The organism is Streptomyces sp. NBC_01198 (genome assembly GCF_036010485.1).
GTDB lineage: Bacteria > Actinomycetota > Actinomycetes > Streptomycetales > Streptomycetaceae > Actinacidiphila.
Genome location: NZ_CP108568.1, coordinates 1525937 through 1543205, shown reverse-complemented (window position 1 = coordinate 1543205; position 17269 = coordinate 1525937). Strand labels below are relative to the sequence as shown.

The 17269-nt window shown below is 70.9% G+C and carries 4 protein-coding genes and 3 pseudogenes; 1 reads left to right on the top strand and 6 read right to left on the bottom strand.

Annotation, left to right across the window (positions count from 1 at the left end; all coding sequences use genetic code 11):
* Positions 1-36: 36 nt before the first annotated feature.
* The 3 genes and pseudogenes from OG702_RS06955 to OG702_RS06950 all read right to left on the bottom strand — a co-directional run.
* Positions 37-3552, bottom strand: a complete 3516-nt coding sequence (locus OG702_RS06955; protein ID WP_327287980.1) for a LamG-like jellyroll fold domain-containing protein — start codon at positions 3550-3552, stop codon at positions 37-39.
* Positions 3524-3847 (bottom strand): annotated as a pseudogene (locus OG702_RS35425) (eCIS core domain-containing protein); the annotation flags it as partial. The gene OG702_RS06955 and the pseudogene OG702_RS35425, both read right to left, overlap by 29 nt.
* 490 nt (positions 3848-4337) lie before the next feature.
* Positions 4338-4544: pseudogene (locus OG702_RS06950) on the bottom strand (MFS transporter); the annotation flags it as partial.
* Between the two features lie 235 nt (positions 4545-4779).
* On the opposite strand from OG702_RS06950, the pseudogene OG702_RS06945 reads away from it, so the two are divergent.
* A pseudogene (locus OG702_RS06945) lies at positions 4780-5383 on the top strand (IS5 family transposase); the annotation flags it as partial.
* Between the two features lie 467 nt (positions 5384-5850).
* Here OG702_RS06945 and OG702_RS06940 read toward each other — a convergent pair.
* The 3 genes from OG702_RS06940 to OG702_RS06930 all read right to left on the bottom strand — a co-directional run bounded on the left by OG702_RS06940 (position 5851) and on the right by OG702_RS06930 (position 16986).
* Positions 5851-6321 (bottom strand): hypothetical protein, encoded by a 471-nt coding sequence (locus OG702_RS06940; RefSeq protein ID WP_327287979.1) that lies wholly within the window; start codon positions 6319-6321, stop codon positions 5851-5853.
* Between the two features lie 194 nt (positions 6322-6515).
* Complete coding sequence (locus tag OG702_RS06935) at positions 6516-13022, bottom strand: RHS repeat-associated core domain-containing protein (protein WP_327287978.1); 6507 nt, start codon at positions 13020-13022, stop codon at positions 6516-6518.
* Between the two features lie 184 nt (positions 13023-13206).
* Positions 13207-16986 carry a LamG domain-containing protein gene (locus tag OG702_RS06930; RefSeq protein WP_327287977.1) on the bottom strand — a complete coding sequence of 1260 codons (3780 nt, stop codon included), beginning with the start codon at positions 16984-16986 and terminating at the stop codon, positions 13207-13209.
* Positions 16987-17269: the final 283 nt, after the last annotated feature.

Genomic DNA, 17269 nt, shown 5'->3' with positions numbered 1-17269 from the left:
GACCAGGGGCTCCCAACGCCGGGCGTGCCCTCGCCGTCACATCTGCGGGCTGCTGCGGTCCGCGGCGATGTCGAACGGCAGCCACAGGACGGGGGGCAGGGCCGCGGGGGCCGTACCGTCGTGCAGTGCGGACACCTCGTCGGCGGACAGCGCGCCGGCGAAGACCCGTACGTCGTCCAGCGACCCGGTGAGCCCACTGCTGCTGTCGGGGGCCTCGCCCAGGTGCAGGCCGTCCAGCGCGAAGGTGTCGGTGCGGGTCAACGAGCCTGTCGGCAGGGTGTCCTGGGCCAGCGGCTTGCCGTCCACGTACAGCAGCAGGGTGTCGCCGTCGCGTACCAGGGCCAGTTCGTGCCAGTCGCCGTCGCCGAATGCCGTCGTGTCGGTCTTGTCCTCGGCGGCGAGCCTGACCTGCCCGGTGCCGGTCTGCGCCACCGCGTAGAGGCGGTCGTGCAGCGGCTGCGCCCTGATCCAGAACTGGCGTGCGTACGTGCCGGACCCGTCGGCCCACAGCAGGACCTGGTCCGGTGTCGCCGAGGTCGCCCGGTAGCGGAACCAGGCCGTCACAGTGACGTCGCGATCTGTGGCGAGGGATGCGCTGCGCGGGACGAGCGCGCCCCCCGAGCCGTCCAGCACCAGTGCCCCGCCGCCGGCCCGCTGGCCGGGGGTGACCTGGGCTCCGCCGGTCAGGTAGGCGTTGTTGCAGCGGTCGGACCCGTCGGGGGTGGCAGGGGTGTCATCGGGCAGCGGGCGCGTCGCCGATGCGGAGTAGGTGTACTTCCCGTCGAAGCTGTAGCGCACCGCTATGCCGGCGTACGAGCCGAGGCCGCCGTCCGCGTACACGGTGTCCAGCGCCGGCTGGCTCAACGCGCTCCGGTAGAGCCGGAATTCGTCGACCGAGCCGTTCATGACCTTGGACCCGTCCAGCCGTGACCCGATCCGCAGGCCGCGGATGCCGTCCGCACGGCCGGGAGTGAGGGAACCGCTCAGCCCCGTCCCGGTGTCGGTCAGGGCGGGCGAGTCGTCCACGATCAGCTGGACCTGGCCGCCTGCCCTCCGCAGCACCATCTGGTGCCATGTGCCGTCGCCGAAGCCCGCGGTCGACGTCTTGTCCTGCACCTCGAGGAAGCGTGCGCCCGCGTCCGTCTGCACCATGGCAGCGAGCCGGTCACTGCCCGGCTGCGCCTGCACCCACAGCTGCGGCGGCGCCGAGCCCATCCCGTACGCCCACAGCAGCGACTGCTCCGTATTGTTCACGTCCGGCTGGTAGGAGAACCACATCGAGAAGGTGAAGTCGCCCGACCCGAGGTCGAGTTGGGGACTCAGCGGAGCCTCTACGCCCGGGTGGGCGGCCTCGATGCGCAGCGCCTGTCCGCTGGGCGAGGTGGCGGTGGTGCCGCGGCCGCCGAGCAGCCACGCGTCCGAGCAGCCCTCCGCCTCGTCGTCCACCCCGGCAACCGGCGCACGGGTCACCGGTGTTGCCGCGTCCACCACCTGGAAGGGCAGCCGCAGGGCGAGGGCCGCGTCCGCGCTGTCGCCCAGCGGGTCACCCGAGTGGGCCGGGCTGCCGAGCCGGGCGTCGTCCTCGGCGCTCAACGCGGTCCGGTAGAAGCGGAATTCGTCGATGTCTCCGGCGAAGGGCTCGGTGACGGTGGTGCCCGGGCCGCCGCCGATCCTGATCCCGGCCGGCGCGGCCGACACGGGTGCGGACACCGCGCCCACCACGCCGCTGCCGGTGCCGGTGACGGCCTTCGGCGTGCCGGCGCCGACGGTGAGCGTGATCGCGCCGCCGCTGCGGGCGAGCGTGACGTGGTGCCAGTCGCCGTCCCCGAAGGCGACCTCGTCGGAGTGGTCGACAGCGGCCGCGTAGGCGGCCCCGCCGGAGCCCGCGACGGCGGCGTAGAGGTCGTCCTTGCCGGGCCTCGCTCGCAGCCACACCTGCTGCTTGCCGCTGCCGGAGCCGTACGACCAGAACAGCACGCGGAAAGGGTCGGTCGCGGTCGCCTTGTAGCGGAACCACAGGGAGTAGCTGAAGGCGTCAGCGCCCGGATCCAGGGCGGCGGTGTGCGGCAGGTCGGCGGCGCCGCCGGTGCCGGGGGTCAGCGAGTAGTCGAGGCTGCCGGTGCGCTGCCCTGCCCCCAGGGCGGCGGTGCCGGTCAGATAGGCGTCGGCGCCCTGGCCGGACACGTCAGGGGTGCTGCGGCCAGGCGCCGGCGCCTGGAGCGGGTCCAGGTCGGGGCGCGGGGTGATGCCGCAGGGTTTGCCCAGCGTGGACTCGGCGAGATGGGTGAAGCGGATCTCGTCGGCGGAGTAGGTCGCCCCGCCCTCGTAGAGCACACCGATCTCGTTGCTGCCGAGCAGTGCGAGGTCGGAGTAGCCGGCGCTGTGCGAACTGACCGGCGTGCCGGCCGGCTTCCAGGCGGTGCCGCATTTCGACCACAGCGTCATGTCCGTACGCCCGGCGCCCGCGGGCGCGGCCATCACCAGCTGCTCTTGGCCGTCGGCCGCCGTCGTGTGCAGCCGCAGCAACGACCCCTGGACGTCGCCCGTGGAGGGGATCGTATTGCCGCGGAAGGCGGTGACGCGCGGCACGGCGTCGCCGGCCGGGGTGTCCGCCTTGGTCTCCACCCTGGTGGACCCGCCGGAGTTGCGGGCGACGAGAGTGACACCGCCGCCCGCGGTCTCGGCGACGGCGACCTCGGCGGGACTCGACGGGGCGCTGCCCGTCGCGGAGTCGACCGCGGTGGCCGCGTGCCAGGTGCCGGAGCCGTCGGTTGCCGGGTCGAGGTAGAGGTAGCCGGCGTAGTCGGCGCCGGACGAGGTGACCTGGTGGGCGCCGACCACCAGGCGCTTGCGGTGCGCGCCTTCGGTGAGCTGGACGCCGTGGCCGGGTCCTGTGGCGAACCAGTCGGAGCCGATGGCTGCGCCCCGCAAGGTCACGGCGATCTTCTCCGGCGCGCTCCAGGTCAGCCCGTCGTCGGTGCTGAACTGGCTCCACGGGATGCGCGGCGTCGAGGAGTCGGCGGGGTTGGACGTCGACAGCAGGTATATCCGCCCGCTGGCCGCGTCCACCACCGGCGCGGCGTTGCTCCGCGTCACCGGCGATCCCGCGACGACACCGTCGGGCGGCGTCCTGCCGTACGCGCCGGCCGCGGTCGTCCCCGCGGGCACCACTTCAATCGGCCCCCAGGTGCGCCCGTCGTCGGTCGACCGCCGCACCACGATGTCGGTGTCGCCCCGGTCCCCGCACGACACTTCCTTGCGGCCCTCGGCGAAGGCCAGCAGCGACCCGGCCGCGGTACGGACCAGGGCCGGTACGCGGAAGCATCCGTAGCCGCCGGTCCCCGAGGTGAACAGGGACAGCTGTCCCGCCGTCGAGGCGCTGGCCGACGGCGCCACGCCACCTGCCGTCGCGGGGGTGCCGGCCAGTCCCGGCAGCCCGATGAGGAGGGCGGCGACCACCGCACCTGCCCGCCAGCGCCTCCGGAACCACCGCCCGGCCTCGGAGGTCGACTTCGCGCCGGATTCAAGCGGCGGGCGGGCGGGTGCAGGCATACGGATCCCCAGGGGGTATGGGATTCTTTCCGACAATTACTACGGCGGTCATAGTATCCGTGGGCCGCCCCGCGGAGGTGAACGGCTGGTCACGGAATGGCCAACGCCGGATTGCGGACCCGTGATCCCCGTGCGACACCGGCCCATGCCCTGCCCCACAAGGGCCGCCCGCGGACCGCTGGGCGGATCCAGAGTTCCGCATTCCGTGACATGCCTGCGCTGACTCGTGCGCGGTGCCGTCCGTGTGGACCCAGACGCCGCCGAAGTCCTGGCCGAGCCGGGCTTCCATGTCGTCGCGGACCTCGGGCTCCGGCGGCCGGCCGCCGGACCCCCGACCACGTCCTGGACCGGGGACTCGTCCTCCGCGATCGCCGTGGCGGCGCCATTGCCGAGGGCGCGCTGGAGTCTGAGGATGCCGCCGGCGCCCAGCGCGTCGGTGCGGCCGCCTGCAGCGGCCTTCATCAACAGCGCCTCAGGGATGCCGGTTTCCGCCTGCCGCGGTGTCAGTGCGGCGTTCCCTGACTCTGCTCATGCTCGTGCCCGCGCATCGTCTGCCTGCAGCCACCTGGCTCCGCTCCGGCCCGTCCACGTTCCCACCCGATCCCGGCCCCGGCCACCCCTCCCCGGCCACCCCTCCCCACCCTTTCGGGCAGCGCGCTGCGACGCGCTTCTACGCCGCCAGGGTGCCGCTGCGTGGCGGGCCGAGCTCCGGGGTCCGCCCGGGGCTGGAATGGGCGAGTCACGTCGAGGTCCGTGTGCCGCAGGCAAGGGCAGCACCCGATCACGGAGATCAAGGCAAAAACCGTGACGAGCTGGGGGTAGCCGCCGAGGGGGCCTGCGAGGGCGGTACCGGTGACGGGGGCGAGGGCGCCGGCGATGGTGACGGGCGCGGGGAGGAGGCCGGGCAGGCGGCCGTAATGGGTGGTGCCCCAGCGGTCGGTGATGGAGGTGGCCTTCAGGAGGGTGAGGTTGCCGCGGACCGTGCCGGCGAGTGGACAGTGCGGCGAGGCCGAGATTCACTTTGGTGCGCATAGATTTTCTCCTCTAAGCAGGATGCTGGGGCAAGCGTAAGGAAAGATCATTTGCCATGGCCATGACGAACATGGAGGTTCGCAGGGACCCCGGCTGTGGCTTCGGTTCGACACACCACGGCGGCGGGCCGCCGGCAGGCTGATGATCCCGGGGTGATGAGTGGCTCGGCCGAAGCCGTAGGAGGTCGACAACGAGTTGTGGGCGGTGATCGAGCCACTGTTGCCCAAGGTCGAGCGTCGGGCCCGAAACCCGGGGCGGACCTGATCGGCTGGTGTTCCAGGGCATCCTGTTCGTGCTGCATACCGGGATCGCTTGGGAACATCTGCCGCAGGAACGTGGCTTCGGTTCGGGTGTGACCTGCTGGCGGCGCCTGGCCGAGTGGACTGAGGCCGGTGTGTGGCCCCGGCTACACGAGGTCCTCCTCCCCAAGCTCCGCAGTGCGAACGCCCTGGACTTCTCCCGGGCGGCGGTCGACGGCTCTCACATCCAGGCCTTAATGAGGGCCCCAAGACGGGACGAAGCCGTGTTGATCGGGGCAGGGCGGGGCAGCAAGCATCACCCGATCACCGATGCCACGGGCATCCCGCTCGCCGTCACCTTGACCGGCGGCAACCGCAACGACGTCACCCAACTCATCCCGCTCCTCCAGGCCGTGCCGCCGGTGCGAGGCAGGCGGCGCCGGCCGCGCCGCCGCCCCGACGTGGTACTGGGTGATCGCGGCTACGACCACGACAAGTACCGCCGTCTCGTATGGGACCTCGGCGTGAAGCCGCTGATCGCCCGCCGCGGCACCGATCACGACAATCTCCACACCGATCTGACCGGCACCGGGGTACACGCGGGCCTGCTCCAGGTCGCCGGAATGGTCGGCGGGAGCGACTCGGCCAAGGACATCGCCGAGCACTGGGATCCGACAACTCTACCGGAGCCACTCGATCCGGCCGACCTCGCCGACACCTGCTGGGACCTCTACCTCAACCGCGACAGGTTCGAAGCCGTCGTCGCAGGTCCGGACACGTAACCACCACCATCCGCGGAGGTCGGTGCTCAAACGGGGGGCAGAGCAGGTGCATCGGCAAGCTGCCGTTGGGCGGCCAACGACCCTCGACGCCTTCGCCCTGCCGCTCGTGTCGGTGCCGGCAGGGGCTGCGGTGATCGCGGCGGGTGCCGCGGCTTACGTCATCCGCAATGCGGTGGGCCGTTGAGCCGAGGCCTCGACCTCCCGCCGCCCGCACCGGGGGGTTCGGGCGGCCGGAGGTAGGCCGCTCAGAGGTCCACGTTCATGGTCAGCGTCTTCTGCTTGCCGTTCACGGCGACCTTCACGGACAACCGCTCGTCGTGCGGCCAGTGCGGCAGGGGGATGAAGTACGCCTGCCCGCCGCCGACTTGCGGGCCCAACTTTCTGACCCGTTGGGCCGTCACCGGGTTTCCCTCCAGGGTTGAGGAGATCACGGTGCCGTGGCCGAGGCGAAAGATCAGGTACCAGCCGCCGGCCGGGTCGGACGCCGGGCCGAACAGCGGCCGCAGCTCCGGCATGTGGTCACGCTCGGCCGCGCTGGGGCCGCCGCAGGTGACCGCGATGTCGGGGAAGGGGCCGGTCTCGGCGAAGCACATTCTGGCGTCCGCGGTCTCCCAGAAGTAGTAGCCCGCCCGGCCTCCCGGTCCTGTCCTGGCCACCCCTCGGCCGTCGGGGGCGTCGTGCGGGCTGGACAGGTGACGCAGCACCTCCTGTGTCATGTCCTCCGGCGTGCGGGAGGCGGTGGGGGGTGAGCCCCCCCGCGACGGCACGGAGGCCGTCGCGGGGGGGCCCGCCGGTGCGGGGGCGCAGGCCGCCGCGCCGGCGGCGGTGGCCGCGGCGAGAACCGCGGCCACCGTCACTCGTACGGTGACATCGCGAGCGCGAAGGACCGCTCGCGTGACCGGACGTGGGGTCAACTGCACTTCGTCCCCATGCACATGGAGGCGTCGATGTCCACCGTGGTCGGGTCGATGGTGTCCGACACCTTGTTCGCCGCCCACGACGTCACGTCGAACGTCGTCCAGTTCTGGTAGGTCATCCGCCCGTCCTTGTGGTGGTAGGCAGTCCGGTAGCTGGTGAGCTTCCCGAACGGGGACAGTCCGACGATGTCTCCCTTCTTGACCGGGAAGCTGGACTCGCTGGTCCTCGTCTCGGTCTTCGTGGTCATGTCGGTGTGCGTCCAGTCGTAGTGGCCGGCGAAGCCCACCGTGGCCTCCACCTTCGCTTCTGTGATGAGGGGGATACCCACTCCACCGGTGACCTTCACCGAGGTGTTCCAGCTCCAGCCGTTGGCGAACTGCTCCGTCGCCGATTTGGCCGACGACACCGAGTACGTGAACTTCATCGTCTGACCGTCGAAGTTGGCCGGCTGGGCGTCGGCGACGATGGTGATGTCGTTGAGCCAGCCCCATCCGGTCTGCGTCGTGGAGTACCAGTCCACGTCCGGGGGAACGTCGGGGACGCTGACACCCACCGGTAGCGCGACTCCCACCGGGACGCAGCCGTCGCAGATGTGGTTGGCCGCGGGGTCGTACCCGCCGCCTTCGCTACCGCCGCCGCCACCGCCACCGCCACCGCCGCCGTGACCGCCACCGCCGCCGCCGCCACCGTGACCGCCACCGCCGCCGCCGCCGTGACCTCCGCCGCCGCCGCCGCCGGACGGCGGGATGGGGGGCAGGTTTCCGTAGGTGCCGTGGTCCCCGCTGCAATACACCGGGTAGCAGCTCTCCTGACCGCTGGGGTCACTCTTCGTGACGGGGCTGTTGTCGGCGTAGGCATAGCCATTGAGGGATTGCGGGTCTTGGGTGTCGAGGACGGGGTCGACGCTGAGGAAGTGGCCGGTGGCCGCGTCGTATTCGCGTGCCCCGACATGGGTCAGCCCGGTGTCGGGGTCGAGGGTCTTGTTGAGGAATCCCTTGTCGTCGGGCCAGGCGCTCGCGGCGGTGCCGCGCGGCGCGCCGTAAGGGGTGGAGTAGCGCTTGGTCAGGGCCTGGGTGGCGCCGTCGAGCGCGAGGCTCGCGGTGCCGTGGACGTCGCCGGCGAGCCAGCTGAGCTGCGCGACGCCGGGCTTGGTGGTGCGCTCGGCCACGGCCTGTCCGTCGGCGCCCTCGGAGTAGGTGCGCACCGCCCAGGTCGTGGTCTTGCCGCCCGAGGTCTTGGTGTGCAGTTCGGTGCTGCCGAGGTAGACGATGCTCTCCCCGTCACCCGCGGTGGCCCGCTTGATCAGCAGGTTGCCCTCGGCGTCGTAGATGTACGAGGCCGCGTCGCCGCCCTCCGCGGTGGTGGCGAGGTCGCCCTCGCTGCTCCAGGTGAGGGCCTGGCCGGCCGTTCCCGCGACCGGGCGGGCGGTGGTGTTGCCCGTGTTGTCGTAGGTGTAGGTCGGGGTGACTCCGCTGCAGCTCGAGCCGGTGGTGGTGGCGCTGAGCGCGTGCGGCCGCTTCGTGTCGGTGTAGCACGACAGCGTGGTGGCGTCACCGCTCGCCGTGTGCTGCGTCTGGGTGAGCCGCAGACCGGCGGGGTTGAAGGTGTAACTGGTGCTGTAGGCCGCGGGGCCGCCGAGCGTGGCGGTGGTCGCCGTGCCCGAGGTGCAGTCACCGGCGGCCGGGGTCCACGCGCTGGTCATGCGGCGGTAGCCGTCGTAGGAGAAGCACTGGGTGTCGGTCGTGGTGGTGCCGCCGAGCGTCGCCGGGTCGCTGATCTTGGTGACGTTGCCGGAGTCGTCGTAGGAGTAGTGGAGGTCCTGCGGCATCCAGTCGTGGGTGTCGTCGGTGACGTAGCTGCGCAGCAGCCTGCCGGTGCCCTCCTCCCATTCGTTGTCCAGGTAGGCCTGCTTGACCTGGGCGGACGGCGAGACGCCCAGCGTGAGCTGTTGCGGCTTGCCGGTCGAGGAGTAGGTGGTGTCCAGGACGTAGTGGGACGTGCCGGTGACGGCGTCGACCTGGCCGGTCGGGGTGTACGTGTAGCTGACGTCCTCGTTCGGCAGCCCGGCGATCGCGGGGGCGCTCACGTGCTGCACGGTGTTGTCGCTGTTGTACTGCGAGGTGAAGGCATAGCTGGTCTGCGCGACCTTGGAGGTCACCAGCGGGTCCTTCGGCGAGAGGTCGATCTCGCTGGCCACCGGGTTGTAGAGGTTGTCGTACTTGGTGACCTTCTGGGTGTAGGCCAGGCCGGCGACGCCGCCGTCGTAGCGGGTGGAGTCGGCCGCCTGACCGACCTCCACCGTGTCGTACGTCCACGCGGCGAGCTTGTTGGCGTCGGTCTTGCTGGTCTGCCACAGCCCGGTCTTGCGCCCGGCGTCGTCGTAGTCGTAGATCAGTGTGCGCTGGTTGGCGTTCACGCTGGTCGCGATGAGGTCGGTCGGGGTGTACGTGGTGGTGCTCGTGCCCATGTCCGGGTCGGTGTTGCTGGTCTGCCGGCCGAACAGGTCGTAGCCGTAGGACCACTTGGCGTTGTCCGGGCCGGTGACGGTGAGCTGCTTGCCGTCCCGGGCGTAGGTGTACCCGGTGCTGTCGTGCGCGGCCGCCGGCGAAGTGCCGCCGAAGGCCGTGTCGTTGTAGGACGATCCCGAGTACTCGCGGATCTCTGTGGCGCGGCCCAGCGCGTCGGTGATCGCTCGGGACGCGGTGCCGCCGGTGGCGGCGCTGGTCGCGATGGAGTCACCGGTGTAGCTGGTGGTGATGGTGTACTTGGGCACGCCGTAGATCAGCAGCTTGTCGGCCGTGGCACGGCCGGCGCCGTCGAAGGTGACCTCGTGTTGGGTGGGCGTGCCGCCGTATTCGCCGCGGTCGTAGGTGCCGGTCGGTGCCTTGGAGTCGTCGTAGGTGTCGGCGTAGGTCTCGTAGACCAGGCCGCGGTCGTCGTATCGGCTGTCGGTCAGCAGCCGGCCACCGCTGGCGGACGGGGTCTGCTGCTGGATCGGGCGCAGCAGCGCGTCGTAGATCTGGTAGCTGGTGACGCGGCTGTTGTTGGGGCCGAGCACGGAGGTCGCCACGTAGGGGGCGCTGCCGCGCGCCAGGTGGTAGGTGTAGGTGGTGTTGGCGCTTTCGCCGCCGTCCTTGTTGCGGTTGGGCTGCCAGACACCCGTCAGCCGGCCCAGCGCGTCATAGGTGGTCTCGGTCTTCTTCCCCGCCGCGTCGTAGGAGCGCAGCGGCAGGCCGCGTAGGACGTCGACGTAGGTGTCGACGATGTGGCCGAGCGGGTCGGTGACCCGGATACGGGAGAGCACCCCGTTGGCCGCCATCGTGTAACCGGTGGTCGTCGTCTTGGTGTTGGCGTCCTTGGCGCTGACGATCCGGCCGAAGCTGTCGTAGGCGGAGATCTGCGTGGCCTGCCAGCTGTTGGGCTTGCGCTGGCCGCCCGTGTCCGCGGTCGCGGGGTAGGAGGCCGCGCGTCCCGTCCAGTTGGCGTCGCCCTTGGTCGGGGTCTGGCTCGACGTCCATGTCGTCGCCGAGGTGTTGTCGTAGACGGTGCCGGTGTCGGACAGGACGTCGCCGGGGGTGGTGCTGTTGGCTGGCAGCGACAGCGAGGCGTCGCCGACCGAGCAGGGCTGGCCGACGGTCTGGGTGCGGGAGACCAGCGAGTTGATGCCGACGGCGTCATTGCGCGCGTACCAGGTGCGCACGCACGTCTCGTCGCCGGACTTCGCGGTGTCACCCGCGTGGTCCTCGCTGGTGACCATGCCGTAGGAGTCGAAGGTCTTGGCGACCGAGGTGGACCGCCACTTCCCCGACACGTTCAGGTATGCGTAGTCGTACGTCTTGGCGTCGCCCACGTAGTACGCCTCGATGTCGGCGTAGGACTTGTGCTGGGTGGACGTCACCGCCGACCAGGGGTCGTTGACCGTCGCCGACACGGGGGTGGCGCCGTTGTAGGTGACCTTCTCGCGGGTGTAGCCCTGGTATTGGTCGGAGTCGGTGACCTGGGGGATGCTCAGCCCCGGCACGGTCTGGCCGCTGACCTTCACCGAGCGGGCGGTGCCGGACTTCTGCTTGTCACCGTTCATGCCCTGCATGAACGTGGTGACGGTCTTCTCCTGGTTGCCCGTGTTGCCGCCGGTGTACTCGGTGACGGTGCGGTAGCCGCGCCAGATCGACCAGGTGCGCTCGTCCTCCGGGGTCAGCGGGCTGTCGTCGTAGTGCCAGGCGGGGTCGGCGTAGGAGTAACTGTGCACGACCGGCTCGTTGTTGCCGGCCGGGTCGGCCTCCTGGACGCTGACCACGCGGTATTTGTGGAACCAGTCGAGCGACGCGTCGGTGTTGCCGTTGATGTGCCAGTAGACCGGGTAGCACGACAGGGCGTCGTTGTCCTCGGCGGCCGGCATCTTCGAACCGCGTACGCACTCGGCGGGCGAGAACGTGACGGTCGTGATCGCACCGGTCTCCGAGGTGATGGTGGAGATCCGCGGCCTGTTCAGCGGCAGGATGTCGTCGGTGGCGTCGACCCGGTCCGGCTTCATCTTGTAGGTGAACGACACCGGGTCGAGGGCGAGCGTGCCGCCGGCCTGGCCGGTGTGCTTGACGGAGTCCAGCACCAGCGACTGGTCGGAGCTGTCGCCGATGTCGCCCGGGTCGAGGTACTTCTGGGTCAGCGCCCAGGTGTCGACCGGCGTGTAGGTGGTGCCGGTACCCGACCACACTGAGGTCTGCACCTGGTTGAGCCGCTTGCGGGTGAAGAAGGCCGGCGAGACGGCGTCGCAGTCGTCGTCGGAGGCGCCGGCCGCGCAGATCTGGTCGAACGGCACGTCCGGCCAGTTCGGCGCGGTCTTGTCGGTCAGGCTCGTGCAGTCGGCGGCGGTGCAGCGCTCGGAGTACGAGAACGCGATCTGCTGCGTGGCGGTAGCGGTGAAAAGGGTGCCCGACTTCTGGCCGTAGAGGATCTTGTTGAGGTAACCGCCGCGGGTGTACGTCGCGTCGGCGGTGGTCGCCCCGTTCTTCTTGTAGGAGTTGGTCTCCGCGGTGTACCAGTACGACTGGGCGTTGCCGCGGGTGTCCACGACGTAGTCGAGGTTCCAGCGCCAGGCCTGGTTGTAGGAGCGGTCGGCGAAGGCGGTGCCCTTGGCGAAGCCGGGCTCGCCGGAGTCGTCGCCGAAGACCGGCACCGTCCAGACGGAGTTGGTGCGCTGGGTGCCGGCGCCGCTGAGCTTGTTCAGGCCGAAGACGTATTTGGTGCCGTCGCCGGTGGTCACGGTCCAGTATTCGCCGGCGCCGTCGGTGCTGTCGCCCTGGTCGGCGTTGTCCGCGCCGGTGGAGTGCGTCACCGTCGAGGCGTCGTCATTGGCGAGCCGCCAGGTGCCGGTCTTGTCGTCCTTGACCAGCTCGGTGGACTTGCCGTTGAGCACCAGCGAGGCGTTGTCGTACTTCCAGCACAGGTCGTAGACCTCGTCGTGCCCGTCGTCGTCGCAGGAGCCGTAGTCGCGGCTGACGTAGGAGTCGCTGGTCAGCGCGAAGCCCTCGCCGACCTGCGAGCCCTGGTTGTTCGTCGAGGCGGTGCGGCCGTCGATGCTGCCGGAGTCGTACTGCAGATCGACGCTGGGCACCGCGCCGCCTGCGGTGGGCGGCACGGACATCGGGTAGGACCAGTCGAAGGAGCCGGACGACACGCCGCCGGTCCAGGTCGCCGAGGCCGACAGCTGGGTGGCGGAGTAGTTGCCGGTGCCCTTGTCGGACTCGCCGCTCTTGGCGTCGAGTGCGAGAACGGTCGGGGCCTGCGCGGACGACGACAGCGCCGTCCTCGCGGCGGGCAGCGCGGCGGAGACCGTCTGCGCGGAGATGTCGTTGGACGTCACCAGCGGGGTCTGCGTGCGGCATTCCGCCCGCTGCGGCGTGGTCAGCGCGCACGCCGGCAGGGCGACAAGGCGCAGCCGGCCCGACCAGTCGCCGCCGTAACCGGAGGCGAAGGCGGAGTAGTCGACGGCGACCTTGCCCGGCGCGCCTGCGCCCTGCGGGGCGACGGAGAACAGCACGCCGCTGACGCCGGCCGCCTGCGCCGCCGCCCGGTCGGCGACGGTCACTTTCGCGGTGCCGGCTCCCGACGCCGAGGTGCCGGCCGGCGCGCCGAGCGTCACCGGCAGCCCGCCGGCGACCGCCCGCTTGCCGAGCGGGACCGCGGCACTGCCGCCCGCCGGCCAGCTGGCGTGCTGCTGGGACAGCGCGGCCGCGGCCTGCGCGTCGTTGGCGGTGCGCTGGGCCGCGACCTGGTCGCGCTGCTTCTTCGCGCCGAGGCCGACCGTGTGCGTCGTCGTGCTGTGCGGCGCGGGCACCGCGGTCTTCCCCAGCGGCTTGCCGTGCCCCGCGGCCTGTGCCACCGGGGTCAGGCCCAGCGGCACCAGGAGCGCGACCGTCGCCGTAGCGACCAGCCCCGCCTCCCACCCTCTTCGGGTACGCGGTATGCGTACGCGTACGCCCTTGCTTGACGATCTCATCGTGGTGCCACACCTACCCCTGGACATGCCTCGCGGCAGAAACGAGCGACAGTTGTATGGATCCGCGGGACCTGTTGGTGCCCGCGGGGATCAGAACTGCTATGTAGCGGTGTGCACGGACGCGAACGTGCGTGCGGGTCCGGCGGGCCGGGTCACGGCCCGCCGGACCACAGACGGGTCGGCGTCAGTCGCCGACGACGGTGCCGATCTGGTCGGAGTCGGACATCGCGCCCGTCCAGACCCTGACCTCCTCGACACGTCCTGGCAGGTAGTGGCTCCAGGCGCCGTTAACGTACGCGTCGCCGATGGAGAACCGGTCGCTGCCGACCTGGGCGGTGTACGGCTGGGTCTCCTGGCCGTTCTCCCCGAGGTAGAGGGTCGCGGTGCCGGTGCCGTCCTGCGCGTCGTAGACGCCGGTCACCCGGACGCTGCCCTCACCATTGGAGGTGTCACCGCTGTTGCTCGAACCGATCTCGACAGCGGAGGCGGCGCCGGAGAAGGTGCCGTTCGCGTTGAGCCGGCCGAACAGCCAGCGGCTGGTGGGCACGGTGATCTCGTTGTGGTCGTCGTCCACCGCGGTGGTGCGGCCGGTGAGCTGATACCACAGGCCCCACGACGAGCCGCCGGCCGTGCGCTGCCCGGCGACCTGGGCGGTGTAGCCGTCCGGCTTGGCCAGCATCGCGGCCTGGTCGATCTGCACGCTGCTGGTGACGGTGAAGGAACCCGTCTCGTCGACCAGCGGGCCGGGCGTGGCACCTGCGTCGTTGGCGCCGTCCAGGACGATCGCACCGTCCGCGACCGAGGCGCCGTTGGAGAAGGTCAGCGGCCGGGAGTAGCCGCTGCCCGCGTCGTCGAGCACGGCGCTGCCGGTGGCCGCGGGGTCCGGCGCCCAGTAGGCGATGTTCTCCACGGCCGGCTTGCCGTTCTCGTCCAGCAGCCGGGCGTCCATCGCGATCTCGTCCGGGGTCAGCGCCCGCTGCCACGCCTCGACCTCGTCGACCCGGCCCTTCCAGTACTCTGTCCAGGCGCCCTTGCTGGGGTCGTTGTAGCGGCCGATGTCGAGCGGGCCGTCACTGGCACCCGCCTTCGCCGCGGCCGGCAGCGCCACCGGCGCGCCCTGCGGCACACCGTTGACGTACAGCGCGATCGTGCCGGCCGTCTTGTCGTACGTGGCGGCGACGTGCGTCCACACTCCGGGCACCACGTCCGTGGTGCTGTTGGCGCCGAGCCAGGTCACCGCGCCGCCGGACGGCCACGTCCACAGGAACACCCAGCGGTGGAGGGCCGGGGAGTAGCGCAGCGTGAAGCTGCTCTTGTCGCTGCTGGTCTGCGACAGGACCGTGTGGTAGTCGGTGATGTCGGAGAGGTTGACCCAGGCGGAGACGGTGAAGCTGTCCTGGGTGTTGATCACCGGACCCGAGGTGTCGGCGTAACCGGTCTGCTGGGTGCTGCTGGTGGTGTCGTTCAGCCACAGCGAGTTGTCGCCCGCGCCACGGCGGCCCAGGCTCGACCAGCCGGCGCCGGCGTTGCGCAGGGTCGCGGTGTGCCGGGAGCCCGCTGCGGTGCCGGAGTCGCCGGCGCTCACCGCGCCGCTGCCGGGAGCGGAGTCGTTGAAGTGCCAGCGGCCGACCGCGTCCGCACCTGCGTCCACCTTGAAGGCGACGACCGTGATGGCGCCCCAGCGGCCGGCGCCTGCGTTGTCCTTGGCCCGCACCTGGAGCTGCTGGGTGCCGGACAGCGACGGGGTGATCATCCGGGTGACCGTGCTGCCGGGGATCTCCGCCGACCAGCTGCCGCTGCCGAGCTTGTACTTGAACGCGCTGATCTTGCCGGCGTCGGACGGGTCGGGCGAGAAGGTGAAGGAGCCCGGGACGCCGGGACCGCCCGCCGCCGCGCAGGCGTTGGTGTCGCAGTTGGTGTACGGCCCGCCGAAGGCGACCTTCGGCATCTTCGGGGCGGTGGAGTCGATCGTGAAGTAGCACCAGCCGGTGGTGGTCACGTTGGAGTGCGAGTTGATGTGGGTGGTGCCGTTGTCCTGGTACGACCAGGTCTCGGCCGCCATCCGGTACGGCGTGTCCTCCTTGAGGGTGATCGGCGAGGGATAGGAGACGGCGGCGTTGTCACCGACGAATCCCGGCGCCGACGGCCGGATCGGCTCGGTGGTCGTCCCCCAGGCGCCGGAGGCGCTCTCTTCCTGCACGGTGAACTTCGCGCGCAGGCTGGCCGGTTCACCCGCGGGCGCGCCGCCGGAGGCGACGTGCGGGCGGGCGTAGAGCTGCGGCGTCGGGTCGGAGACGATCGCCGGGTCGGCGGGGTTGGTCTGGCAGGTGGCGCCGGAGCCCTGCAGGATACCGACCGAGGTGGGGACGGCGGGCAGGCCGACGAAGTTCACCGACAGCACCGCGTCGTCCTTGTACCGCTTCCAGGCAGAGGTGTCGCTCTCGTCGTGCGCCCGCAGCTCCAGCGTGAGCCGGGAGAACTTGCCGGCCGCGAAGTCGCGCACGGTCGGGGTCAGGTTCTCGTCCGGCTCCGCGGAGTTGTCGGAGAACTCGATGGGCGCGGCGGGCGAGTTGGGGTCACAGGTGGAGCCGCGGCCCGCGGAGAACGACCGGTCGACCATCCAGTCCAGCTCCTTGGGCCGGGAGGCCCAGGTGGTGGATGACGAGATGTTGTTCGTACGCACCAGGTCCGTGGTCCGGGCCGAGCACTGGAAGGCCCACGGGGACGTCACGCGGAAGACCGCGGAAAGGACCTGCTTGCCCTTGAGGTTGGCGCCCGAGAACTCGAAGTAGAGCTTCTGCACGTAGCCAGGTCCGCAGGGGTAGATGACGCCCCCGGAGGTCCAGCTTCCGCACTTGCCGTCGCCCTTGCCGCGCTGGGTGTTGTCGGTGGCGGTGTTGTCCCACGCGTAGTCGCTGAAGCCGTCGCTGCGCAGCAGGGTGCGCTCGGCCAGGCCGTTGTTCAGCGAGACGTCGGGGTCGATGTAGAGGGGATAGGCGGCGGGGTCCTTCTGTGCGAGCAGCGTCGCGTCGGGGGCGACCGCGAGCTTGCCGCCCGCGACGGTGACCGGCACGGTCGTGGCGCCGGCGCCGGGTGCGGGGCCGTCCTCGGCGGTGGCGGGCGGTGCGGTCAGCTCGGCCGTGGCGGTGCCGGCCGCGCCCAGGCCGGCGCGTGAGGCGGCCTTCGCCTGCGCGGCCGGGCCGGTGCCGCGCGAGTCCCACATCTGCGCGGGCGGCGCGGTGAAGACCTGCTTGCCGTCGGCGTCCACGCCACTGATGCCGCCGTTCCCCAGAGGGGTGACGGACAGCTGGTCGCTGCTGATGCGGTAGTTGATGCTCTTCAGCGCCGGGTCGGCCGCGGCCTGCGGGGTCTTGACGACCAGCAGCTCGCGGTATCCCTCCACCGACGCGGTCATCCGCAGGTCGACGCCGGGCAGGACGTCGGCGTAGACGGCGGTGTCGCCGTCGAGCTGGGGTGCGGGCAGCGTGCCGGGCCAGCTGAGCGCCATCGACCCGCCCTCGCCCGTGATCCGCACCATCGGCGCGGAACCGCCGCCGGAGAAGGTCAGGCCGACCATCGCGGCCTTCGGGCCGACCGTACCGTCGGCGTGCCTGACCAGCGTCGCGTCCGGAGCGGTCCAGCCGCCGGAGGCGGTGTGCACGCGCACCGGCACAGCGGAGATGTCCTGCGTGTACGTCACCCCGTCCGGGTTGGCGTACACGGTGTCGAACTCGGTCCTGGCCCCGGTCACCTCAACCCTCTTGCCGGCCGTCCTGGCCTGCTGCGAGGCCGTCTGGGGGCTCTTGGCCGCTCCGGCCGCGTCCTTCCCGGCCGAGTCGGTCGCTGCGGCATGCGCCCCCGCGACCGGCAGCACGGCCAGCAGACCGGCCGCCGCGACTCCGGCTACGGCCGGTCTGAGCCGGGTGAGCCAGGCACTGTCCCGGCCCCCTCTGCGTTGCTTCACGTCGTCCACCCCACCGCGATTGAACAGTAAGGAGACCATAAGATCCCGGGACCCCGCCGCCTCGTCAATAGGGAATTGGCATATCTGCTTTATTCGGCGTCCATACGCAAGTGCATTCTCAATTAAAGCTCAAATGCTCCGCTTCATTTGGTACCAAAGGTGACTGAGGTGCAGGAGAGAGCTGAGGGGCCGGACGGGGCGACTCCACGGGCCGATCCGGCATGGCGGGGACACGCCACCGCTCCGGAGCAAGTCGGCAACCGGACATCCAGTGCATTTCATG